A 21,014-nucleotide genomic window follows, 5' to 3' on the forward strand; every position below is an offset into this window, starting at 1 on the left:
CGCTTGCTCGTGTGCGCAGTCCTGCGCACACGGCAAGACCGGGGTTGGGCGTCCTGCCCAACCCGCCCGAGGCATGCCTCGGGCCCATGCGGCTCACGCCCCCGCAACCGGACCCACCCCGCCTTCGACAGGTTCCTGTGATCTGTCGGGACGGCGTTCTGCGTTGCTGTTGGTGGGTGTCGACCTTGGTCGACACAATGAACACGGCAACAACCGATGGGGTCAGATCCGTTTTCCTATGGAAAACGGATCTGACCCCAACCATTTCAAATGGCCTGCAATGCGCTGGACGCCAGCGTCGACAACGGCGAGGATGGAGCCTGGTTCTTCTGGCTGGCCCTGCATGGCGCAACGCATCCTTGAACCCGGTGAGATCGAGACGCTGGCCTCGCGCGATGTTCCGCGCATCATCCTGCCCGATACCGCGTCGCTGTTTGCCGGACGTGCGGACCGCCTGCGCAGTCTGGCTGCACACAGTGCCATCGGTGGTTACCTGCAGCTGCTGGCGGCGTTGGCCGATGCGCAGCAGGCGCTGCTGGAGGATCTGACACCGCAGCAACGCGAGGAACTTCAGGCACAGGCGCGTGCACAGCAGTCGAGTGCGGCAGCCGGCGCCGGGATGCCGTTGCGGCCCGCCAACACACTTCAGCTGGATGGACGCTGGCGCGGCTGGCTGCGCACGCTATGCCAGCACTGCGCTGAAGAAGCCGGCCTGCCGGCGGAAACCCGCCAGGAACTGCAGCGCGTTGCTGCTGCCGATGACGGGTGGCTGGATGCGCAGGCGCATGCGGTGCTGGAGCGTGATGACGCGCCGTCGGTGGATGCGGTGGCTGCGCTGCTGGTGATGAACGCGCTGCAGGTCTACTGGGCGGTGCTGGCGGACAGCTTCCGCCCCACCGAGCTGAAGCCGCTGGCCGATGCACCGGGGCTGTGCCCGCTGTGCGGCACCCTGCCGGTGGTCAGCGTGGTGCAGGCGCGGCCGCCCTATGCCTCCTACCGCTACCTGTCGTGCTCGCTGTGTGCCTGCCAGTGGCACTACGTGCGCGTGCAGTGCAGCCAGTGTGGTGCCGCCGGCAAGGACATCGCCTACCGCGCCCTGGCCGATGTGGACGGCGACAGCGGCGAGGCGGTGCGCGAGAGCGCGGTCCGGGCCGAGACCTGCGACCACTGCCACAGCTATCGCAAGATCCTGTATCTGGAGAAAGACCCGTCGCTGGAGCCGGTGGCCGATGACCTCGGCACGCTGGCGCTGGATCTGCTGCTGGCAGAGGAGGGCTATGCGCGTGCCAGCCAGAATCCGCTGCTGTGGCAATCCGACGGCGAGTGAGGCGATGACAGCCACGCCCCCCACCCCGGCATCGGCCGCTGCCCTGCCCTCGCTGGACCGGTTGCTGCGTCTGCCTGCCTTGGCAGCACTGATCGAGTGCCACGGCCGCAGCCGTATCACCCAGCTGCTGCGTTCGCACCTGAAGGCGCTGCGCGACCGTATCAGCGCCGGCCAGCTCTCGGCCACGCAGCTGCAGGAAGCGGTTGACGGCCCGGCGCTGGTGGCAGCAGTCGAGGCCGCACTGGCCGCTGACGCACGGCAGGATCTGCAGCCGATGTTCAATCTGACCGGCACCGTGCTGCACACCAATCTCGGCCGCGCCTTGCTGCCGGATGCCGCCGTGCACGCGGTCACCCGCGCGATGACCGCGCCGGTGGATCTTGAATTCGACATCAGCCGCGGCCGTCGCGGCGACCGCGATGCACGGGTGCAGGCATTGATCTGCGAACTGACCGGCGCTGAAGCCGCCACTGTGGTCAACAACAATGCGGCGGCGGTCCTGCTGCTGCTCAACAGCCTGGCCAACCGCCGCGACGTGGTGGTGTCACGCGGCGAGCTGGTGGAGATCGGTGGCGCCTTCCGCATTCCCGACGTGATGCGCAGTGCCGGTGCGCGGCTTCTGGAAGTCGGCACCACCAACCGTACCCATCCGGCTGACTTCGCCAATGCCATCGGCACGCGCACCGCGCTGCTGATGGAGGTGCACGCCAGCAACTACGCGATCACCGGCTTCACCGCCAAGGTCGACACCGCGGCGATGGCCGCGATCGCGCACGAGCACGGCCTGCCGCTGGTGGTGGACCTGGGTAGTGGCAGCCTGTGCGATCTGGCGGCCTTCGGCCTGCCGCACGAGCCCACCGTGCAGGAAACGCTGGCGGCCGGCGCCGATCTGGTGTCGTTCAGTGGCGACAAGCTGCTGGGCGGTCCGCAGGCCGGCATCATCGCCGGCCGCGCCGACCTGATTGCACGGATCAACCGCAACCCGCTCAAGCGGGCACTGCGCATGGACAAGATGGGCCTGGCCGCACTGGAAGCGGTGCTGGCCCTGTACCGCGAACCGGAGCTGCTGGCACAGCGGCTGCCGACCCTGCGCACCCTGTCACGCACGCAGGAGGACATCGATGTGCAGGCTCAGCGCCTGCTGCAGCCGATGCGATCCGTGCTCGCCGCCGACTACGATCTTGAACGGGCATCAATGCAGAGCCAGATCGGCAGCGGCGCCCAGCCACAGGCGCAGCTGGCCAGCGCCGGACTGCGCATTACCAGCGCGCGCCGTGCCGGACTGGATCGCCTGGCCAAGCGCTTGCGTCAGCTGCCGCGGCCAGTGCTGGGCCGCATTGCCGATGACGCGCTGTGGCTGGACCTGCGCTGCCTGGAACCGGCCGACGAAGCCGACTTCCTCGCCCAATGGAGCGCGCTGCAGGCATGATCGTCGGCACCGCCGGGCATATCGACCATGGCAAAACCAGCCTGGTACGCGCACTGACCGGCATCGAAACCGATCGCCTGCAGGAAGAGCGAACGCGCGGTATATCGATCGAACTGGGCTATGCCTATGTCCCGGTGGAAAGCAGGGACGCCGAAGGCCCGGCTGCGACCCTGGGCTTCGTCGACGTGCCAGGCCATGAGCGCTTCATGCATACGATGGTGGCCGGCGCCACGGGTATCGATGTCGCCCTGCTGGTGATCGCTGCCGACGACGGCGTGATGCCCCAGACCCGCGAGCATCTGGCCATCCTGCAGCTGCTGGGCGTGGATCGTGGCGCGGTGGCCCTGACCAAGATCGACCGTGTGGATGCGGCGCGCCTCGCCCGTGTTGAAATCGAGATTGCCGCGCTGCTGGCTGCGACGCCGCTGCAGGATTCTCCTCTGTTCGCCTGCAACAGCACCGCACCCGACGATGCCGGCACCAGCGCACTACGTATCCAGCTGCACGCGTGGGCAGCGGACGACGCCAGCACGCGCCAGGCCAAGCTGCGCAGCGAACTGTTCCGCATGCCGGTGGACCGTGTGTTCTCGCTGGCCGGCCACGGCACGCTGGTGACCGGCGCGGTACATGGCGGCATCGCCGCGGTGGGTGAGCATCTGCAGCTGATGCCGACCGCCACCGACGTGCGCGTGCGCAGCATCCATGCGCAGAACCAGGCCAGCGAGCACGCGATGGCCGGGCAACGCTGCGCACTGAACCTGGCCGCTATCGCCCGCGACGACATCCGCCGTGGCGACTGGATTGCCGACGCGCGCGCACTGCTGGCCACTACCCGCGTTGATGTGCGACTGCGGCTGTCCGCGTTGGCCGCACCGTTGCGCGACTGGTCACCGCTGCACATCCACTGGGGCACGATGCACCGGCAGGCCCATGTGGTGCTGCTGGAAGACCACGACCACGGCGATGGTCAGTTGGTGCAGCTGGTGTTCGATGCACCAGTCTGCGCGATGTGTGGCGATCGTTTCATCGCCCGTGATTCAGCGGCCACCCATACACTGGGCGGTGGCGTCGTGCTCGATCCGGATCCTCCGCAGCGGCGTCGGCGCAGCCCTGCGCGTCTGGCGTGGCTGGGAGCACTGGAGCAACTGGCCGCAGGCACGGGAATCGGCCCGCTGCTGCAGCAGGCACCTGCCGGCATTCCCCTCACCGCGTTGCAACGCTATTGCCGACGCGCTGCCGACAGCATCGACCTGCCCGAGGACGCGCGACGCATCACTACCCGCGATGACGCGGTGATCATCCTCGCCTCGCACTGGCAGGCGCTGCGCGAGCAGGTGATCACCTCGCTGCGCGGCTGGCATGAACGACGCCCGGACGAACCCGGCGTCGACAGCGGACGCCTGCAGCGAAGCACCCTGCCCACGCTGGCGAGCGACCTGTGGAATGCGCTGCTGCAGGACCTGCTGGCCGATGGCACGCTGCAGCGCGTGGGCGCGTGGTGGCGCCTGCCCGGCCATGACCATGCGCCGCCGGAACGCGAACGCCTTCTGCTGGAACGCGTGCTGCCGCAACTGCACGCCGGTGGCTTCGATCCGCCGTGGGTGCGCACCCTGGCCGTCGACGCCGGACTGGCCGAAGACGAGGTCCGCGCCGTCCTGCGCCGCGCCGCCGCACGTGGTGAACTGTTCCAGGTGGTACCGGACCTGTTCTATGCACCCGCGCGCATTGCCGAACTCGCTGCCATCGTCGCGCAGCTGTCACAGGCCAGCGGCACGGTGGATGCGGCGGCCTTCCGCGATGCCATCGGCCTGGGCCGCAAACGCAGCATCCAGATCTTGGAGTTCTTCAATCGCGTTGGCTACACTCGACGCGTCGGTGACCAGCATCGGCCGCGCGGCGACCTGCAGTGGAACGCGGCCCGCGACTGAGCCCACCGGTACCGCCGTACTTTCGGAAGGCATGCGCATCCGGGCATGCGGCTGGGCTTCAAACCCAGTAGGGGGCGTCGATCGTTCCCTGGTAGGTTCGACTCCTGCTGCCTTCCGCCATTCGTGTTTCCGCAGGAGATGTCGGCATGGCCACGCACGCGCAGTCCCCTGCTCCTTCAACGGCCGATGCCCCGCAACGACTGACGTCTCTCGCGCATGGCGGTGGCTGCGGCTGCAAGATCGCGCCGGGTGTGCTGACCGAACTGCTGCGTGGCGTTCCAGCGCTTCCCGCACCGGCCGAACTGCTGGTCGGCCGCGAGACCAGCGACGACGCGGCGGTGTACCGCCTGGATGACCATCAGGCGATCGTCGCCACGACCGATTTCTTCATGCCGATTGTCGACGACCCGTTCGACTTCGGCCGCATTGCCGCCACCAACGCGCTGTCGGACCTGTACGCGATGGGCGCGCGCCCGCTGTTCGCACTGGCCATTGTCGGCATGCCGATCAATTCGCTGCCGCAGGACACCATCCGCGGCATCCTGCAGGGGGGTGAACGCGCCTGCGCCGATGCCGGCATCGTGGTTGCCGGCGGCCACAGCATCGATTCGGTGGAACCCATCTACGGCCTGGCCGCGATCGGTGTGCTCGATCCGCAGCGGCTCAAGCGCAATGCCGATGCCCGCGCCGGCGATGTACTGGTGCTGGGCAAGCCGTTGGGCGTGGGCGTGTATTCGTCGGCACTGAAGAAGGAGATGCTGGATGCCGAGGGCTACCAGCAGATGATCGCGTCGACCACCCGCCTGAACAGCGTGGGCGTGCCCCTTGCCGCGCTGGACGGCGTGCATGCCATGACCGACGTCACCGGCTTCGGCCTGCTCGGCCACCTGCTGGAAGTGTGCCGCGCCAGTGGCGTGGCTGCCGAGGTGGACAGTGCGCAGGTCCCGCTGCTGCCACAGACCCTAAACCTGCTGCGGCACGGCTGCGTGACCGGCGCATCCAACCGCAACTGGGCTTCCTATGGCGCCGAGGTGCGATTCGCCGAGGGCTTGGCCGCCCACTGGCAGCCAGTGCTGACCGATCCGCAGACCAGTGGCGGGCTGCTGGTGTCCTGCGCCCCGGAGGCAGTGGATGCGGTGCTGGCCAGCTTCCACGACGCGGGATTCGGCCAGGCGGCCGTGGTGGGGCGATTGGGCGAGGGAGCGGCGGGCGTCAGCGTGCGCTGATGCGCTGAAACGACAAGGGCGCCCGAAGGCGCCCCTGCTGTAGCGCTGGATGCAACATCACTCGATGTTCTGCACCTGTTCGCGGATCTGGTCGATCAGCACCTTCAGCTCCACCGCCGCATTGGACGTACGGCTGTCCACCGACTTCGAGCCCAGCGTGTTGGCTTCGCGATTGAACTCCTGCAGCAGGAAGTCCAGGCGGCGGCCGACCGGCTCGCGCTGCTTGAGCACGCGGCGGATCTCGACGATGTGACTGCCGAGGCGGTCCAGTTCCTCATCCACATCCAGCTTCTGCAACCACAGCACCAGCTCCTGCTCGGCGCGGCCGGGGTCGACCGGGTGCGGCAGGTCGGCCAGTCGGGCGGCCAGCTTGGCGCGCTGGCCGTCGCGAATGGCCGGAATCAGGGTGCGGACTTCGGAGGCAATGCGTTCGGTGCCGTCCACGCGCTCGCTGATGGCCGCGGACAACTTGCCGCCTTCGCGCTCACGGGCCTCGACAAAGCCGTCCAGCACCTGGTCCAGCAGGGCCAGTGCCTCGAGCTGCAGGGCCGCAGCATCGGTGGCCTCGCCGCGGGTCACGCCCGGCAGCTGCAGCAGATCGGTGAAGCTGACCTGCAGGTTGGGGAAATCGGAGGTCAGGCGGTGGGCCAGGCGGCCCAGCTGGCCCAGCAGGGCCTCGTCCACCTGCAGGTTGGCGGCCGCTTCCGGCGCGCGCAGGCGCATCACCAGATCCAGCTTGCCGCGGCTCAGGCGTGAGGCGATACGCTCGCGTAGCTGCGGTTCGAGCGCCCGCAGTTCCTCGGGCAGGCGGGTGCCGACCTCCAGGAAGCGGTGGTTGACCGAGCGCAGCTCGCAGCCCAGCGTGCCCCACGGGGTGACCCGCTCGCCGCCGGCATAGGCGGTCATGCTTCGAATCATGGATTGTGTCCGGTGCGTGCAAAGGGGGAATGGTACCCTAGCGCCCTCACCAGAGCCCCCTTGCCCGCCCCGTGAAGGCTGCGGGCGTGGCGGCGTACTCCCTCGCCATTACGGAACCCGCACCATGTCCGATTCCCGCCCCAGCGGCCGCCAGCCCGACCAGCTCCGCCCGGTCGTCATCCAACGCGGCTTCACCCGCCACGCCGAAGGTTCGGTGCTGGTGTGCTTTGGTGAAACCCGTGTGCTGTGCACCGCCAGCGTCGAGAACCGCGTGCCGGGCTTCCTGCGCGGCAAGGGCGAAGGCTGGGTGACCGCCGAATACGGCATGCTGCCGCGCGCCACCCACACCCGCAGCGACCGCGAAGCCGCGCGTGGCAAGCAGGGCGGGCGCACGCTGGAGATCCAGCGCCTGATCGGCCGCAGCCTGCGTGCCTGCGTGGACCGCAATGCGCTGGGCGAACGCACCATCACCCTCGACTGCGACGTGCTGCAGGCCGACGGTGGCACCCGCACCGCCGCCATCACCGGCGCCTACGTGGCGCTGGTCGATGCGGTGAACGTGCTGATGAAGCGTGGCGACATCAAGCGCAACCCGGTCCTGGGCGCAGTGGCCGCCGTGTCGGTGGGCGTGTACCGCGGCACCCCGGTGCTGGACCTGGACTACGCCGAAGACAGCGACTGCGACACCGACATGAACGTGGTGATGAACGACGGTGGTGGCTTCATCGAGCTGCAGGGCACCGCCGAAGGCCACGCCTTCCGTCGCGACGAGCTGGACGCGCTGCTGGGCCTGGCCGAGAAGGGCGTGGCCGAGCTGCTGGCCGCGCAGCAGGCAGCGCTGTCGGCATGAACCGGCGCCTTGCCCTGACCACCCTGGTGGTGGCCGACTACGACGAAGCCATTGCCTGGTACACCGGTAAGCTCGGCTTCGCGCTGCTGGAGGACATCGACCAGGGCCACAAGCGCTGGGTGGTGGTCGGCCCGACCGACGGCAGCGCTGCCGCCCTGTTGCTGGCACGCGCCAGTGACGAGGAACAGCGCAGCCGTATCGGCAACCAGACCGGTGGCCGTGTCGCCTTTTTCCTCAACACCGACGACTTCCACCGCGACCACGCGGCGATGCTGGCCGCCGGGGTCGAGTTCCTGGAAGCACCGCGCGAAGAACCCTATGCAACGGTCGCGGTGTTCCGCGATCTGTATGGCAACACCTGGGACCTGCTGGAGCCCCGTCAATGAAGAAACTGGTACTGGCCAGCCACAACGCCGGCAAGCTTGTGGAGATGCAGGAGATCCTCGCCGACCTGCCGCTGCAGATCACCTCGGCCGCCGAGCTGGGCCTGGGCGACGTGGAAGAGACCGGCCTGACCTTCGTCGAGAACGCGCTGCTGAAGGCACGCGCGGCCTGCGAAGCGACCGGCCTGCCGGCGCTGGCCGATGATTCGGGCCTGATCGTCGATGCCCTCGGCGGTGCGCCGGGCCTGTACAGCGCGCGCTATGCCGGCCACCCGACCAATGCCGCAGCCAACAACGCCAAGCTGCTGGAGGCGATGGCCGACATCCCCGATGGCCAGCGCAGCGCCCGCTTCTATGCGGTGATCGTGCTGCTGCGCCACGCCACCGATCCGCAGCCGCTGATCTGCGAAGGTCGCTGGGAGGGCCAGATCATCCGTGAACTGCGCGGCACGAATGGTTTCGGCTACAACCCGGTGTTCCTGGACACCACCCATGGCCTGACCGCCGCGGAAATGGAGCCGGCCCTGAAGAACGCCATCAGCCACCGCGCCCTTGCCCTGCAGCAGCTCAAGCAGCAGCTGGCGACGCTGTTCTGACGCCACCCGATCAAACAGGGAAGCCGGCCAGCGGCCGGCACTACCGAAGAAGCCCATGCCGCACGCCCACGACCACTGCAACCACCTGCCCGGCGAAGCCTGCCCAGGCGACCATGACACCGCGCCGCGCCTCGTGCCGCCCCCGCTGTCGTTGTACGTTCACCTGCCGTGGTGCGTGCGCAAGTGCCCGTACTGCGATTTCAATTCGCACCAGGCCAAGGGCGAGCTGCCGTTCGATGCCTACATCGATGCACTGCTGCGCGACCTCGACCAGGACCTGCCGCTGGTCTGGGGCCGGGTGGTGCACAGTGTGTTCTTCGGTGGCGGCACACCCAGCCTGTTCCCGCCGGAAGCGATCGACCGCTTCCTGCAACAGGCCAGCGCGCGCCTGCGCTTCGCGCCCAATGCCGAGATCACCCTGGAAACCAACCCGGGCACGACCGAGCATGGCCGTTTCGACCGCTACCGTGCAGCCGGCGTGAACCGCCTCAGCTTCGGCATCCAGAGTTTCGACGATGTGATGCTCAAGCGCCTGGGCCGCATCCACGACAGTGGCGAGGCCGAACGCGCGGTGAAAATGGCGCAGGACGCGGGCTATGACAACTTCAACATCGACCTGATGTACGCGCTGCCGGAACAGACCCTGGCCGGTGCCGAGGCTGACCTGGAGCGCGCGTTCGCGCTGCAGCCGGCGCACATCTCGCATTACCAGCTGACCCTGGAACCGAACACGGTGTTCTTCGCACGACCGCCGCAGGGCATTCCCGATGAAGACAACGCCTGGGACATGCAGGAACACTGCCAGGCACTGCTGGCGCAGGCCGGCTTCGGACAGTACGAGGTCAGCGCCTACGCGCGCGCTGGCCGGCAGAGCGCACACAACCTGAACTACTGGCGTTTCGGCGACTACCTGGGCATCGGTGCCGGCGCGCACGGCAAGATCAGCTCGGGCGCCGAGGAGCACGTGCTGCGCCGCTGGAAGCTGAAGCATCCGCAGGCTTATCTGGACAGCGCGGGCACCCCGGCCTCGTTCGGGGGTGACGATGTGATCGCGCCTGAGCGCCTGCCCTTCGAGTACATGCTGAATCTGCTGCGCCTGCACGAAGGCTTCGGCCTGCGCGATTTCGAGTCGCGTACCGGGCTGTCGCGCAGCGTGCTGGATGCACCGCTGGCCGAGGCCGTGCAGCGCGGCTGGCTGGACGTGACGGATGGCCATGTGCAGCCGACCGAACTGGGCCGCCGCTTCACCAACGATGTGGTGAGCCTGTTCCTGGAGGAGTGATCCTCGCCTGACAGGGGTAGTGCCGGCCGCTGGCAGGCAGCTCGATCGGCGCGGGTTGCCGGCCAGCGGCCGGCACTACCGTTCATCGGTCGGGCCATGCCTGGCTAACGGGATGCACATTCGCCCTAAAGTAGCGCCGACTGCGGCCGACACGGTAGATTCACCAGATCGATCCGCGGGAATCCGGGTACCGCCTGCCGATGTCAGCTGTCTTTTCCATCACTCCTGCCGACAAGAACCGCCTGGCCGCCAGCGACCTGCCACCGCGGGTACGTGAGCTGCTGGGCGCGCTGATCGGCCTGTGCCGGCAGACGTTGGCCGCGCCCCTGATCCTGACTGTCGAAGCGCTGGAGCAGACCCTGCTGCACGACGCCGATCGCGCACGCAATCCGCAGCAGCAGGCCGAGCTGATGGCCCAGCGTGGACAGCTGCACGCCTTCGCCGGCCACTTCGCCGACCGCATGCTCGATGCCGTTGCCGACGCCCTCGCGCGGTTGCGCGAACCGGCCAGCGGTGTCAGCACCAGCGCTACGCCGCCAGCACTGCCGGGCATGCTCGGGCTGTCGCTGGTTGATGAGCACGAAGTGGATCGCGACCTGCTGCTGACCGAGATGGTGCGGCGCGAAACCCTGCGTTCAACCAACACACTGAACCTGCTGGGCCAACGCCTGGGGGTACTGGCGGCGGCGCCGGCCTTCGAGGCCGACACCCTGCCGCTGGCGCCGCAGGCACTGTGCGCGATGGTGCGCCGGATTGCCGAACAGGACGCGCTGAGCGTCGAGGTACAGCTGGCGCTGTATCGCAGTTTCGAACGGCAGGTCCTTGAACGGCTGGGCGATATCCTTGACCGTGCCAATGCCCTGCTGGCCCAGCACGGCGTGCTACCCGGCCTGGTCTACACCCCTTACCTGGCACGCTCGTCGAGCACGCGCCGGATCATCACCCAGTCGGTGGGTGGCGGCCGCACCACGCAGCCGGCCAAGCGCAGCGCGGCCCCCCTGACCGGCTGGAACGGTTCGGCACCGGCCGGCTCCTGGTCCAGCCTGGTACAGGACGCCTTCCACGAGGTTGGCGCAGCCGGCTCCGCCACGCCGGGTGTGACCACATCCACCGGCAGTGCTTTGCATGAGCTGCTGCAGCAGGCCCGGCACGCCAACCCTGCCCCGGCGGACAGCGGCACAGTGCCCAGCGCGGCAGTCGACGCGGTACTCGCGCGCCTGCAGGCTCAGTCCAGTGCGGCAACCGGCGTGGCCGACCTGCAGGCGGCCGTGGTCGCGCAGCTGCGCAGCGAGCATGGTGCGCAGGCCCAGCTGGGCAGTCACGACCGGGACAACCTGGACCTGCTGCGCATGCTGATGCAGCAGGTGCAACAGCAGCAGCGTCCCGATCCGGTGCCGGCCGCCCTGCTGGCCCGCCTGCAGGTGCCCCTGGCACGCGCGGCCATGGCCGACCCCGGCTTCTTCGTGCGCGACGAACACCCCGCGCGTGAGCTGCTCAACCAGATCGCCGAAGTCGGCGCCAACTGGCTGGGCGACGACGATGTCGACCCGCAGCTGCTGCAGCGCATGGCGCAGAGCGTGCAGGGCCTGCTGGGGCAGGATGCGCGCGCACCGGAGGCCTTTGCCGCCGCCAACGAAGACGTGCAGCAGCACCAGCGCGCGGCGGCCCATCGTGCCGAACTGGCCGAGCGCCGCCACGTGGAAGCCGCGCGCGGCAAGGAACGATTGGAACTGGCCCGTCGCCAGGCCACCGCACAGATCGACCAGTGCTGCGACACGCAGTCGCCACCGCGCTTCGTGCAGACCCTGTTGCGCCAGGCCTGGGCCGATGCACTGACCCTCACCCGCCTGCGCCACGGCGACGACTCACCGCAGTGGCAGGAACGCCTGCAGCAGACCCAGCGCATCGCCGCCATCACCGCGCAGGCCGTCGATGCCCCCGGCGGTACCGATGCCGCGCTCGCCGCCGACGTCGAGGCCGCCCTGCTGCAGGTCGGCTACCACGCCGAAGAAGCCGCCGCCGTCGCGCGCAGGCTCGCTACGCCAGGCGGCGAGGACGAGAGCACCACGCGTACCGAACTCAGTGCCCGCCTGAAGGCACGTGCGCGCCTGGGCGAGCACGCTGGTGCGCCCACCGGCACCTCGCCTGCAACGCCCCGCAGCAGTGCCGAAGAAGCCGCCTACCAGCAGCTGTCCACGCTGCCGTTCGGCAGCTGGTTCGACATCGATACCGGTGATGGCACGCTGCGCCGCCAGCGCCTGTCCTGGTACAGCCTGCTGACCGGCAACGCGCTGTTCGTCAATCCGCGCGGGCAGAAGATTGCCGATACCGACCTGGATACGCTGGCCCGGCAGATCAGCGCCGGCCGTGCGCAGCTGGTCACCGAAGACAAGGCCCGGCTGGTCGACCGCGCCTGGGAAGCCAGCCTTGGCGCATTGCGTGCGCTGGCGGCCGGCCACACGCAGGAGATCTCCGCATGAACACCCAGCCGCCACAGGACACCCGTCGCGCACCGCGCCGCCAGGTCTCGGACCTGGTGCCGGTCACCGACCAGATGCGCGAGTGCGTGGTCGGGCGCTTGGGCAATGTTTCCGAAACCGGCATGCTGATGCTGGCCAGCGTGCCGCTGCGCGAAGATGCGCTGTACCAGCTGCGCTTCCCGTTGCCACTGGGTGATGGCCGCCAGCAGGCCATCGACGTGGGCGTGCACCTGCTGTGGAGCGAGCCCGCGCACGTACCCGGGCAGAGCTGGACCGGCTTCCGCTTCCTGACCCTGTCACGCGAACATCGGCAGCTGCTGCGCCAGTGGGTGGGCGAGGACAGCAACGAGGGACCGGTTTCGACGGTCTGAGTGCCGGTTCCGGCACAGCGGTTTTTCGCGGTATGCGGCAGAATCTAGGGCCGTTTTCCGTGTCGAGCCACCGCAATGATCCAGCAAGACCCCGGCGCCCTGTATTCCGACCACCTGGCCGTGCTGTGCCGACGCGCCGAACAGGCGCTGGCCCGCGGCGGCTTCGATCACCTGGTGGTGCCCAGCGGCACCCTGCACTACCAGGTGTTCGACGACCGCGACTACCCGTATGCGGTGAATCCGCAGTTCAAGGCCTGGCTGCCGCTGACCCGCGTGCCCAACAGCTGGATCGTGTTCACCCCGGGCAAGCGCCCGGCCGTGATCTTCCACCAGCCGTTCGATTACTGGCACGTGGTACCGGACGCACCGAGTGGCTGGTGGGTGGAGCACTTCGACATCCACATCATCCGCAAGCCCGAAGAGGCACTGGCCCTGCTGCCGGCCGACCCGTCGCGCTGCGCGATCCTCGGCGAGCCGCAGAGCACGCTGGGCAACTACGTGCCGAACAACCCGGCACCGGTGGTTAACTACCTGGAATGGCACCGCGGCAGCAAGACGCCGTATGAAATCGCGCTGATGCGCCAGGCGCAGGTGCTGGGCGTGCGCGGCCACCATGCCGCCGAAGCAGCGTTCCGCAACGGCGCCGACGAGTTCAGCATCCACATGGCGTACTGCCAGGCAGTTGGCCAGGACGCCAACGAGCTGCCCTACGGCAACATCGTGGCGCTGAACGAACATGCCGCCGTGCTGCATTACACCGAGCTGGGCCGCAAGGCGCCGCAGCCGCTGCGCAGCTTCCTGATCGATGCTGGTGCCAGCGCGCACGGCTACGCCAGCGACATCACCCGTACCTACGCCGCACAGGGCCACGACGAATTCGCGGCGATGATCGCCGCCGTCGACGCTGCCCAGCAGCAGATGTGCGCAGCGGTGCGCCCGGGCTTCGACTACAAGCAGCTGCACGTGGACGCACATCTTTCGCTGATGGGCGTGCTGAAGGACTTCGGGGTGATCAAGGTCTCGCCGCAGACCGCAGTGGAAACCGGCGTCAGCGCCGCGTTCTTCCCGCATGGCATCGGTCACCTGATCGGCCTGCAGGTGCACGACGTGGCCGGTTTCGCAGCCAGCGACGAGGGTGGCCGCATCGAGCGCCCGGCGGGCCATCCGTACCTGCGCCTGACCCGCGTGCTGGAGCCGGGCATGGTGGTGACCATCGAACCGGGCCTGTACTTCATCGACATGCTGTTGAATGAAGTGAAGGATGCCGGCCATGGCGATGCGATCAACTGGGACCGCGTGGACTTCTTCCGTCCGTATGGCGGCATCCGCATCGAAGACGAGGTGCTGTGCACCGAGGGCGAAGCGGACAACCTGACGCGGCCGGAGTTTGCGGCGGCGAACGGCTGAGCCCCTCGTGGTTGGCCGCTTGGAGCAAAAGCCGCGCTTGGCGGGGCGGGGGGGGGGGGGGCGGGGAGGGGCCGGGGGGGGGGGGGGGGCCCGCCCCCCCCCCCCCCCCCCCCCCCCCCCCCCCCCCCCCGCCCCACCTCTGACAGTGTCTTGCGCGCGTTCAACCACGGAAAAGAAAAAAGAAAAGCAAAAGCGGGTCGCTCGCTGCGCTCGCTCTGTGTCGACCAAGGTCGACACCTACCAACAGCCGCGCGTTCCAACAACCGCAATTGCCAGTAGATCCACGCCATGCGTGGAGGATTCATTCGATATCTGACAGATGTGCCGACCAACGGTCGGTACCCACCAACAGCCGCAGGAACCTGTCGAAGGCGGGGCACTGTGGGTGTGCGGGGTGTGAGCCGCATGGATGCGGCGACCAAGCCTCCAAGGATGGATTCACGGCGTCCCCGCAAACCCACAGTGCCCCGCCATCCCACGGATAGCCCGCTTTGGCTTTGGCTTTGGCTGTTGCCTCTGCAGGTGCAGGGCTGCAAGCCCTGCCGAAGCCCCTTACCCCGCCATCACCGCTTCAATCTCGTCGGCGCTGCGCGCCAGGCCTTCGGTCAGCACGCGATGGCCGTCATCGGTGATCAGCACGTCATCCTCGGTACGGATGCCGATACCGCGCCAGCGCGGTTCCACCGTCGTGTCGTCCACGCCGACATACAGCCCCGGCTCGATGGTGAACGCCATGCCCGGCTCCAGCAGGCGCGAATCGCCCGCCAGGCGGTAATCGCCCACGTCGTGCACGTCCATGCCGATCCAGTGCCCGGTCTTGTGCCGGTAGAAGCGCTGGTACAGGCCCTCGGACAGGTTCTTCTCCAGCGTGCCCTTGAGCAGACCCAGCCGCAGCAGGCCTTCGGTCAGGGTCTGCACCGCCGCCAGGTGACCCATCTCGTAGGCCACGCCCGGCTTGGCCTGGGCCAGTGCCGCGGCCTGCGCCTCACCGACCAGGTCGTGCAGCGCGCGCTGTTCGGCGCTGAAGCGGCCGTTCACCGGGAAGGTGCGGGTGATGTCGCTGGCATAGCCGCGGTATTCGGCACCGGCGTCGATCAGTACCAGCTCGCCATCGCGCGAACGTGCGTTGTTGTCGCGGTAATGCAGGATGCAGCCGTTGCGACCGGCACCGACGATGCTGCAGTAGGCCGGCACGGCATCGTTGGCGCGGAACACGCGTTCCAGCTCCGCCTGCAGTTCGTACTCGTGGATGCCTGCCCTGGCCGCCTTCATTGCTGCCAGATGCGCACGCACGCTGATCTGCGCGGCGTGGTGCATCAACGCCACTTCGGCGCCGGACTTGAACAGGCGCTGCTCATGCAGCAGGTGGCCCAGCTCCAGGAACTCATGCGGCGGCTGCGCGCCGTGGCGCACCTGCGAACGCACGCGGTTGACCCACCCGATCAGCTTCAGGTCGAAGTCGGCGTCGCGGCCGAAGTGGTAATAGACGCGCGAGCGCCCTTCCAGCAGGCCCGGCAGGATGTCGTCCAGATCATCGATCGGGTACGCATCGTCCATTCCGTACTGCGCCACCGCACCTTCCTGGCCAGCGCGGCTGCCGTCCCAGGCCTCGCGCTCGGCATCGCGCTCGCGGCAGAACAGGATGGCCTCGCCGTGGCGGCGGCCCGGGATCAACACCAGCACCGCTTCCGGCTCCGGGAAGCCGCTCAGGTACTGGAAGTCCGAATCCTGCCGGAACGGGTAATGGGTATCGAGGCTGCGCACCTTCTCGGCCGCAGCCGGCAGCACCAGGATCGCGTCCTCGCCGGCCATGTCCATCAGCTGGCGGCGGCGACGCTTGTACTCGCCGGCCGCGATGCCGGTGCGCTGCTTGATGTCCATCAGTTCAGGCGCTGCCGATGGCGCGAGGCCAGCACCACGTCACCGTGCAGCAGCAGCACCGCCACGCGGATGAACTCCTCGATCTCGGACAGGGCTTCGTCATCGTCATCGCCACCGGCCTCGAAATCCTCGCTGGAGGCACGGGCCAGGCTGGCCATGTCGGTCAGCGCTTCTTCGCCCTCTTCGGACAGGGTCGGGCGGCGGCCGCCGCTGCCCAGGCCGAAGCCGCCCAGGAAGGAACGGGTCCAGCTGAACATGGCATCGGCCTGCGCGGACACGTCGTCGCCGTCGGTCAGCAGCAGTTCGAAGGCGAAGTCGCGGTCTTCCAGTTGCTTGATGGTGACCTGCAGCAGCTGCCCCAGCACGCTGTCGGCGGCCACCGGCGGCAGGTTGTCGTCGGCCAGCACACGCGCCGGCCAATCATTGCCGGGGGCACCACCGGCGGCCAACCAGCCGCACAGTGCGCCGTGCAGCTCGGCAGCGGTGGCGCCCAGGCCCAGTTCCTGGCTGGCGCGGGTAACGTCGTCGACGGAGGGAAGTTCGGTCATCGTGCGGCTCGTTCGGAAAGGAAACCCGGGGCACGCACGTGCGCGCCCGTGAGACCCCGTAGTGTAGCAACCCGACGGCATCCTCTCTGCGGCCGTCAGGCCCTGCTGCGACAACGCTTGACCGCCCTTACCCGGCTTGCCTATCGTGCCCGTATGGAACCCGCCGATCCCCTTGCCCAGCTGCAGGACTTCGCTGCCCGCGTGGAAGCGTTGCTTGAACGCAACCAGCGCCTGGCCGAGGAGAACCGCAGCCTGCGCCACCAGCAGGAACAGCTGGTGGCCGAGCGTTCCACGCTGCTGGCCAAGAACGAGCAGGCACGCTCGCGGGTGGAAGCAATGATCAGCCGGCTCAAATCCCTGGAGCAGCACACATGAGCGCCGAACCGGTCAGTGTCCGCATCCTCGATCGTGAATACACCGTGGGCGTCGGCGGCGATGAACGCGACAGCCTGATGGCCGCCGCGCGCCTGCTCGATGCGCGCATGCGCGAGATCCGCGGCAGCAACCGCATGGCCGCAGTCGACCGCGTCGCGGTGCTGGCGGCGTTGAACCTGGCCCACGAACTGCAGCTGCTGCGCGATGAGAACGCCCGCCAGGCGGTGGCGCTGCAGCAGACGCTGGCCGACCTGAACCGGCGCCTGGACCGCGCGATCGACGGCGGCGCCTGAAGAAACGCGCACAACGCGTCTTCTCATATCTGAATTGGCACGGACTGTTGCCGACGAACGGCCTATCCAGATCCTGCGTGCTGGCTATAATGGCCACGCGTTCTCTGCGGTACTCGACGGCATGTGCAAACATTCGCCTTGTCCCTTAAGAACGACACCGGGAGCGCGACAGCGCCGGGAGTGCAGGTCCGCCTTGTAGCGGGAAGCCCGATGGTTCTCCAGCGTTCCCACTTGAGCCCCCGGGTTCAAGGTCGTTTCGCATGCATCGACATTGCGGAGAATGCAATATTCCAGCAAGGGCGGCGTCTTCGGGCGTCGCCCTTGTTCTTTCCGGCACAATGACGGCTGATCCTTGCCGCACGCTGCCATGACCGACCCGCGCCAGGCCCTGCGCCACGACCTGCGGCAACGCCGCCGCGACCTTTCCGCCGCTGAGCGCATCGCCGCCGCAGAATCCCTCGCCGACGCCCTGCTGACCCTGCCGTTCGCCCCGCGCGAAGGCGCCGTGGCCGGCTACTGGGCGCTGGATGGCGAAATCGCCCTGCACCGCTGGCAACTGCAGCTGCCCGAAGGACTCACCTACTGCCTGCCAGTGCTGGCCGGCGACGTGCTGCGCTTCGCGCCGTGGCGGCCCGGGCAGCCGCTGACCAGCAACCGCTATGGCATTCCCGAGCCGGACGTGGCGATGGAAGACACCCTGGAACCGTCGCAGATGGCGGTGGTGGTGACCCCGCTGGTGGGCTTCGACACACAGTGCCGGCGGCTGGGCATGGGGGGCGGCTGGTATGATCGCAGCTTCGCCTTCCGCCACGATCGGCCGGCGCCGCCCTGGCTGGTCGGTGCTGCATTCGCGGTGCAGCAGGTCGAGTCCTTGCCGGTGGCGTCGTGGGACGTACCGGTGGATGCGATCTGCACCGAAGACGGCACCCTGTTCCCCTCCGCTGCCCCCGTGAACGCATGACCGCCCGCAAGCGCTACTGGCTGATGAAGTCCGAACCGGACGCCTTCTCCATCGATGACCTGGCCAAGGTCAAGGTCGAACCCTGGAACGGGGTGCGCAACTACCAGGCGCGCAACTTCATGCGCGATGGCATGCAGGTGGGCGACGGCATCCTGTTCTACCACTCCAATACCAAGGTGCCGGGCATCGTCGGCCTGGCCACGGTGGCCAGCCCGGCCTACCCGGACGACACCCAGTTCGATCCGAAATCCGACTACCACGACCCCAAGAGCACGCGCGAAAACCCGCGCTGGATGCTGGTGGACGTGGCCTTCGACCGCAAGCTCAAGCAGGTGATTGCGCTGGACGAGATCAAGCTGCACGCCGAAGCGCTGGGCGAAGGCTTCCCGCTGGTTGCCAAGGGCAACCGCCTGTCGGTGTTCCCGGTGACCGCCGCGCAGTGGAAGCTGCTGCTGTCGCTGGAAAAGAAATCCTGATTCCCTGCCTGAGAGTTCTCCCATGTCCGAAGCCAAGCGCCTGGCCGCCGAGAAAGCCATCGAGTACGTAGAAGACGGCATGATCGTCGGTGTCGGCACCGGTTCCACCGTGGCCTATTTCATCGATGCCCTGGCCCGCATCCAGCACCGCATCAAGGGCGCCGTGTCCAGCTCCGAACAGAGCACCGCGCGCCTGAAGCAGCACGGCATCGAGGTGATCGAGCTGAACCACAGCGGCAACCTGTCGCTGTACGTGGACGGCGCCGATGAGTGCGACGCCAACAAGTGCCTGATCAAGGGCGGCGGTGCCGCGCTGACCCGCGAGAAAATCATCGCCGAGGCCAGCGAGCGCTTCATCTGCATCGTCGACCCGAGCAAGCAGGTGCCGGTGCTGGGCAAGTTCCCGCTGCCGGTGGAAGTAATCCCGATGGCGCGCAGCCTGGTCGCCCGCCAGATCCGCGACATGACCGGCGGCCAGCCGACCTGGCGCGAAGGCGTGGTCACCGACAACGGCAACCAGATCCTGGACATCCACAACCTGCAGATCACCGATCCGGAAAAGCTGGAGCGCGAGCTCAACCAGCTGCCCGGCGTGGTCTGTGTCGGCCTGTTCGCACGCCGCCGCGCTGATGTGGTGATCGTCGGTGGCGAGCCGCCGGTCGTGCTCTGACCCTTTCGAAGGATCCTGACGATGTCGCTGTTGCGTTCGCTGCTGATGCTTCCTCTGCTGGCCCTGGCCGGTTGTGCCACCGATGCGGCCCGCCACTGGGTCGAGCTGGATGGTGCCCGCTACCAGGTGGAGCTGGCCACCAACGATGAAACCCGCGCACGCGGGTTGATGTTCCGCGACCAGATGGCCGCCGATCACGGCATGCTGTTCATCCACGACCGCGAGGAAATGCAGGCGTACTGGATGAAGAACACCAAGCTTGCGCTGGACATCCTGTACTTCGACAGCCAGCGCAAGCTGGTCAGCCAGCAGCGCGATGTGCCGCCGTGCTCGGCCGGCGACATGTGCCCGCCCTACCCCAGCGGTGGACCGGCGCGCTATGTGCTGGAGCTCAACGCCGGTCAGGCCGAGAAGCTCAAGCTGAAGGACGGCACCCAGCTGACCTTCGGCCCGGGCATCGAGTAGATCCTCGACCTGCATTGAGGAGGACCGGCAGGTGCCGACCTTGGTCGGCACTGACCTGCCGCGCGCTGGCAGGCTACGGTGTGGACCAAGGTCCACACCCGCCAGAAGCCCATCGACCCGGGCTGTGACTTTTTCACGCGACACCGCTTGAAACCGCCTGCAATTGCCGCCAGTCTGTGGCCATGCAGGACCAGATCTCACTCCCCGACTGGGATGCACTGGCCGACCTCGAAGACGAGGCGCTGCCACTGTTGCCGACCGCGCTGCTGATCGCGCGCGATGAATACCCCGATCTGCAGCCGTCCACCTACGACGCGCTGATCCAGAGCCATGTCGACCACCTTCGTTCGGAAGTGGACAGCATCGACAACAGCCCGTTGAAGATGGCGGCGATCAACCGCCATCTGTTCGACGAGCTTGGCTACAGCGGCGACCACGACGAGTACTACGACCCGCGCAACAGCTACCTCAACCAGGTATTCGAGCGCCGCCTGGGCAACCCGATCTCGCTGGCGCTGGTGCAGATGGAAGTCGCGCGCCGGCTGGGAATCCCGCTCGACGGCGTGTCCTTCCCCGGCCACTTCCTGGTGCGCCTGCCGGTGGACGACGGCGTGCTGGTGATGGACCCGTTCAATGGCGGCCGCCCGCTGGACGTGGACGAACTGCGCGAGCGAGCCAAGTCACACCTGGGCGGGCAGATGCCCGACGACCAGGTGCTGGCGCAGATCCTCGACCCAGCCCCTGCGCGCGCGATCCTGATGCGGATGCTGCGCAACCTGCACGGTGTGTATGCCGAAGCGGGCGAATGGGACCGTGCCGCACGCAGTGCCGACCGCCTGCTGAAGCTGGCCCCGGAGCAGGACGACGCGCTGCGTGATCGCGGCCTGGCCTACCTGCAGCTGGAGTACCTGGCCGGCGCCCGCCATGACCTGGGGCAGTATCTGAAGCGCAACCCGGAAGCCAGCGACGCGCAGTGGCTGCGCGAGAAGCTGATCGACCTCGGCGGGCCAGTGCCGCGGTTGCATTGAGACTATCGGTGTGCGGACCAACGGTCCGCACCCACCGGTAGCGCCGGGCCATGCCCGGCGGCCATTGCAAACAAAACACCACGGCCCACTCGGAAAAGGCCGTGGGGACCCCCCCGGCCC

At 68.0% G+C, this 21,014-nt stretch carries 21 protein-coding genes, 1 tRNA gene and 1 other RNA gene; 20 read left to right on the forward strand and 3 right to left on the reverse strand.

Annotation, left to right across the window (positions count from 1 at the left end; translation table 11 throughout):
- The first annotated feature begins 343 nt into the window (after positions 1-343).
- From fdhE to selD, 5 genes are all read left to right on the forward strand, one after another.
- Positions 344-1,327 carry a formate dehydrogenase accessory protein FdhE gene (gene fdhE / locus V3B46_RS17140; protein WP_180838472.1) on the forward strand — a complete coding sequence of 328 codons (984 nt, stop codon included), beginning with the start codon at positions 344-346 and terminating at the stop codon, positions 1,325-1,327.
- Positions 1,328-1,331: 4 nt separating this feature from the next.
- The gene (selA, locus tag V3B46_RS17145; protein WP_329892429.1) at positions 1,332-2,756 is read left to right on the forward strand and encodes an L-seryl-tRNA(Sec) selenium transferase; all 1,425 of its coding nucleotides are present in this window, start codon (positions 1,332-1,334) and stop codon (positions 2,754-2,756) included.
- Positions 2,753-4,684 (forward strand): selenocysteine-specific translation elongation factor, encoded by a 1,932-nt coding sequence (gene selB / locus V3B46_RS17150; protein ID WP_329892430.1) that lies wholly within the window; start codon positions 2,753-2,755, stop codon positions 4,682-4,684. The genes selA and selB overlap by 4 nt, the downstream gene beginning before the upstream one ends.
- Positions 4,685-4,708: 24 nt before the next feature.
- Positions 4,709-4,804: transfer RNA gene (locus V3B46_RS17155), tRNA-Sec, on the forward strand.
- A 26-nt stretch (positions 4,805-4,830) separates the two neighbouring features.
- Complete coding sequence (selD, locus tag V3B46_RS17160; protein ID WP_329892431.1) at positions 4,831-5,910, forward strand: selenide, water dikinase SelD; 1,080 nt, start codon at positions 4,831-4,833, stop codon at positions 5,908-5,910.
- Positions 5,911-5,967: 57 nt separating this feature from the next.
- On the opposite strand, the gene V3B46_RS17165 is transcribed toward selD, so the two are convergent.
- Positions 5,968-6,828, reverse strand: coding sequence for a YicC/YloC family endoribonuclease (locus V3B46_RS17165; RefSeq protein ID WP_329892432.1), 861 nt, complete (start codon positions 6,826-6,828; stop codon positions 5,968-5,970).
- Between the two features lie 124 nt (positions 6,829-6,952).
- On the opposite strand from V3B46_RS17165, the gene rph reads away from it, so the two are divergent.
- The 7 genes from rph (at position 6,953) to pepQ (ending at position 14,197) form a co-directional block, all read left to right on the forward strand.
- Positions 6,953-7,678, forward strand: coding sequence for a ribonuclease PH (gene rph, locus V3B46_RS17170; protein WP_014648280.1), 726 nt, complete (start codon positions 6,953-6,955; stop codon positions 7,676-7,678).
- On the forward strand, positions 7,675-8,064 hold the full coding sequence (locus tag V3B46_RS17175; protein ID WP_049464260.1) for a VOC family protein: 390 nt from the start codon (positions 7,675-7,677) through the stop codon (positions 8,062-8,064). The genes rph and V3B46_RS17175 overlap by 4 nt, the downstream gene beginning before the upstream one ends.
- Entirely contained in the window at positions 8,061-8,657 is a 597-nt protein-coding gene (rdgB, locus tag V3B46_RS17180) for an RdgB/HAM1 family non-canonical purine NTP pyrophosphatase (RefSeq protein ID WP_329892433.1), read from the forward strand. Before V3B46_RS17175 ends, rdgB begins: the two co-directional genes overlap by 4 nt.
- Positions 8,658-8,712: 55 nt before the next feature.
- Complete coding sequence (gene hemW, locus V3B46_RS17185) at positions 8,713-9,939, forward strand: radical SAM family heme chaperone HemW (RefSeq protein WP_329892434.1); 1,227 nt, start codon at positions 8,713-8,715, stop codon at positions 9,937-9,939.
- Positions 9,940-10,139: 200 nt separating this feature from the next.
- Positions 10,140-12,419 carry a DUF1631 family protein gene (locus V3B46_RS17190; protein WP_329892435.1) on the forward strand — a complete coding sequence of 760 codons (2,280 nt, stop codon included), beginning with the start codon at positions 10,140-10,142 and terminating at the stop codon, positions 12,417-12,419.
- Positions 12,416-12,790: a PilZ domain-containing protein gene (locus V3B46_RS17195; protein ID WP_329892436.1), complete on the forward strand. Its 375-nt coding sequence runs from the start codon at positions 12,416-12,418 to the stop codon at positions 12,788-12,790. Before V3B46_RS17190 ends, V3B46_RS17195 begins: the two co-directional genes overlap by 4 nt.
- A 75-nt stretch (positions 12,791-12,865) precedes the next feature.
- Entirely contained in the window at positions 12,866-14,197 is a 1,332-nt protein-coding gene (pepQ, locus tag V3B46_RS17200; protein WP_329892437.1) for a Xaa-Pro dipeptidase, read from the forward strand.
- Between the two features lie 552 nt (positions 14,198-14,749).
- On the opposite strand, the gene V3B46_RS17205 is transcribed toward pepQ, so the two are convergent.
- Together V3B46_RS17205 and V3B46_RS17210 are read right to left on the reverse strand one after the other, a co-directional pair.
- Positions 14,750-16,072 carry an aminopeptidase P N-terminal domain-containing protein gene (locus tag V3B46_RS17205; RefSeq protein WP_329892484.1) on the reverse strand — a complete coding sequence of 441 codons (1,323 nt, stop codon included), beginning with the start codon at positions 16,070-16,072 and terminating at the stop codon, positions 14,750-14,752.
- A gap of 5 nt (positions 16,073-16,077) precedes the next feature.
- Positions 16,078-16,626: a YecA/YgfB family protein gene (locus tag V3B46_RS17210; RefSeq protein WP_032128368.1), complete on the reverse strand. Its 549-nt coding sequence runs from the start codon at positions 16,624-16,626 to the stop codon at positions 16,078-16,080.
- 153 nt (positions 16,627-16,779) lie between these two features.
- On the opposite strand from V3B46_RS17210, the gene V3B46_RS17215 reads away from it, so the two are divergent.
- The 8 genes from V3B46_RS17215 to V3B46_RS17250 all read left to right on the forward strand — a co-directional run bounded on the left by V3B46_RS17215 (position 16,780) and on the right by V3B46_RS17250 (position 20,894).
- The gene (locus tag V3B46_RS17215; RefSeq protein WP_005410898.1) at positions 16,780-17,001 is read left to right on the forward strand and encodes a TIGR02449 family protein; all 222 of its coding nucleotides are present in this window, start codon (positions 16,780-16,782) and stop codon (positions 16,999-17,001) included.
- Positions 16,998-17,294 carry a cell division protein ZapA gene (locus V3B46_RS17220; protein ID WP_006467013.1) on the forward strand — a complete coding sequence of 99 codons (297 nt, stop codon included), beginning with the start codon at positions 16,998-17,000 and terminating at the stop codon, positions 17,292-17,294. The genes V3B46_RS17215 and V3B46_RS17220 overlap by 4 nt, the downstream gene beginning before the upstream one ends.
- A gap of 98 nt (positions 17,295-17,392) precedes the next feature.
- Positions 17,393-17,578, forward strand: a non-coding RNA gene (ssrS, locus tag V3B46_RS17225) — 6S RNA.
- Positions 17,579-17,661: 83 nt separating this feature from the next.
- Complete coding sequence (locus tag V3B46_RS17230) at positions 17,662-18,255, forward strand: 5-formyltetrahydrofolate cyclo-ligase (RefSeq protein ID WP_329892438.1); 594 nt, start codon at positions 17,662-17,664, stop codon at positions 18,253-18,255.
- A complete protein-coding gene (locus V3B46_RS17235; RefSeq protein WP_014038354.1) occupies positions 18,252-18,731 on the forward strand; it encodes an EVE domain-containing protein in 480 nt (159 codons plus the stop codon). Before V3B46_RS17230 ends, V3B46_RS17235 begins: the two co-directional genes overlap by 4 nt.
- A 22-nt stretch (positions 18,732-18,753) precedes the next feature.
- Positions 18,754-19,401: a ribose-5-phosphate isomerase RpiA gene (gene rpiA, locus V3B46_RS17240; protein WP_006389802.1), complete on the forward strand. Its 648-nt coding sequence runs from the start codon at positions 18,754-18,756 to the stop codon at positions 19,399-19,401.
- Between the two features lie 21 nt (positions 19,402-19,422).
- On the forward strand, positions 19,423-19,866 hold the full coding sequence (locus V3B46_RS17245) for a DUF192 domain-containing protein (RefSeq protein WP_154264322.1): 444 nt from the start codon (positions 19,423-19,425) through the stop codon (positions 19,864-19,866).
- A 182-nt stretch (positions 19,867-20,048) separates the two neighbouring features.
- On the forward strand, positions 20,049-20,894 hold the full coding sequence (locus V3B46_RS17250; RefSeq protein ID WP_049400716.1) for a SirB1 family protein: 846 nt from the start codon (positions 20,049-20,051) through the stop codon (positions 20,892-20,894).
- Positions 20,895-21,014: the final 120 nt, after the last annotated feature.

Origin of the sequence: Stenotrophomonas sp. SMYL11, assembly GCF_036320005.1 — a bacterium.
GTDB classification, from domain to species: Bacteria; Pseudomonadota; Gammaproteobacteria; order Xanthomonadales; family Xanthomonadaceae; genus Stenotrophomonas; species Stenotrophomonas maltophilia_A.

Excerpts from the sequence above, each read along its gene's own strand:
- rph (WP_014648280.1), top strand. The coding sequence starts at position 6,953 with ATGTCCGATTCCCGCCCCAGCGGCCGCCAGCCCGACCAGCTCCGCCCG.
- V3B46_RS17165 (WP_329892432.1), bottom strand. The coding sequence starts at position 6,828 with ATGATTCGAAGCATGACCGCCTATGCCGGCGGCGAGCGGGTCACCCCG.
- V3B46_RS17195 (WP_329892436.1), top strand. The coding sequence starts at position 12,416 with ATGAACACCCAGCCGCCACAGGACACCCGTCGCGCACCGCGCCGCCAG.
- fdhE (WP_180838472.1), top strand. The coding sequence starts at position 344 with ATGGCGCAACGCATCCTTGAACCCGGTGAGATCGAGACGCTGGCCTCG.
- V3B46_RS17175 (WP_049464260.1), top strand. The coding sequence starts at position 7,675 with ATGAACCGGCGCCTTGCCCTGACCACCCTGGTGGTGGCCGACTACGAC.
- V3B46_RS17220 (WP_006467013.1), top strand. The coding sequence starts at position 16,998 with ATGAGCGCCGAACCGGTCAGTGTCCGCATCCTCGATCGTGAATACACC.
- selB (WP_329892430.1), top strand. The coding sequence starts at position 2,753 with ATGATCGTCGGCACCGCCGGGCATATCGACCATGGCAAAACCAGCCTG.
- V3B46_RS17215 (WP_005410898.1), top strand. The coding sequence starts at position 16,780 with ATGGAACCCGCCGATCCCCTTGCCCAGCTGCAGGACTTCGCTGCCCGC.
- selA (WP_329892429.1), top strand. The coding sequence starts at position 1,332 with ATGACAGCCACGCCCCCCACCCCGGCATCGGCCGCTGCCCTGCCCTCG.
- V3B46_RS17190 (WP_329892435.1), top strand. The coding sequence starts at position 10,140 with ATGTCAGCTGTCTTTTCCATCACTCCTGCCGACAAGAACCGCCTGGCC.
- rdgB (WP_329892433.1), top strand. The coding sequence starts at position 8,061 with ATGAAGAAACTGGTACTGGCCAGCCACAACGCCGGCAAGCTTGTGGAG.
- hemW (WP_329892434.1), top strand. The coding sequence starts at position 8,713 with ATGCCGCACGCCCACGACCACTGCAACCACCTGCCCGGCGAAGCCTGC.
- V3B46_RS17235 (WP_014038354.1), top strand. The coding sequence starts at position 18,252 with ATGACCGCCCGCAAGCGCTACTGGCTGATGAAGTCCGAACCGGACGCC.
- pepQ (WP_329892437.1), top strand. The coding sequence starts at position 12,866 with ATGATCCAGCAAGACCCCGGCGCCCTGTATTCCGACCACCTGGCCGTG.
- selD (WP_329892431.1), top strand. The coding sequence starts at position 4,831 with ATGGCCACGCACGCGCAGTCCCCTGCTCCTTCAACGGCCGATGCCCCG.
- V3B46_RS17250 (WP_049400716.1), top strand. The coding sequence starts at position 20,049 with ATGCAGGACCAGATCTCACTCCCCGACTGGGATGCACTGGCCGACCTC.
- V3B46_RS17245 (WP_154264322.1), top strand. The coding sequence starts at position 19,423 with ATGTCGCTGTTGCGTTCGCTGCTGATGCTTCCTCTGCTGGCCCTGGCC.
- V3B46_RS17210 (WP_032128368.1), bottom strand. The coding sequence starts at position 16,626 with ATGACCGAACTTCCCTCCGTCGACGACGTTACCCGCGCCAGCCAGGAA.
- V3B46_RS17230 (WP_329892438.1), top strand. The coding sequence starts at position 17,662 with ATGACCGACCCGCGCCAGGCCCTGCGCCACGACCTGCGGCAACGCCGC.
- rpiA (WP_006389802.1), top strand. The coding sequence starts at position 18,754 with ATGTCCGAAGCCAAGCGCCTGGCCGCCGAGAAAGCCATCGAGTACGTA.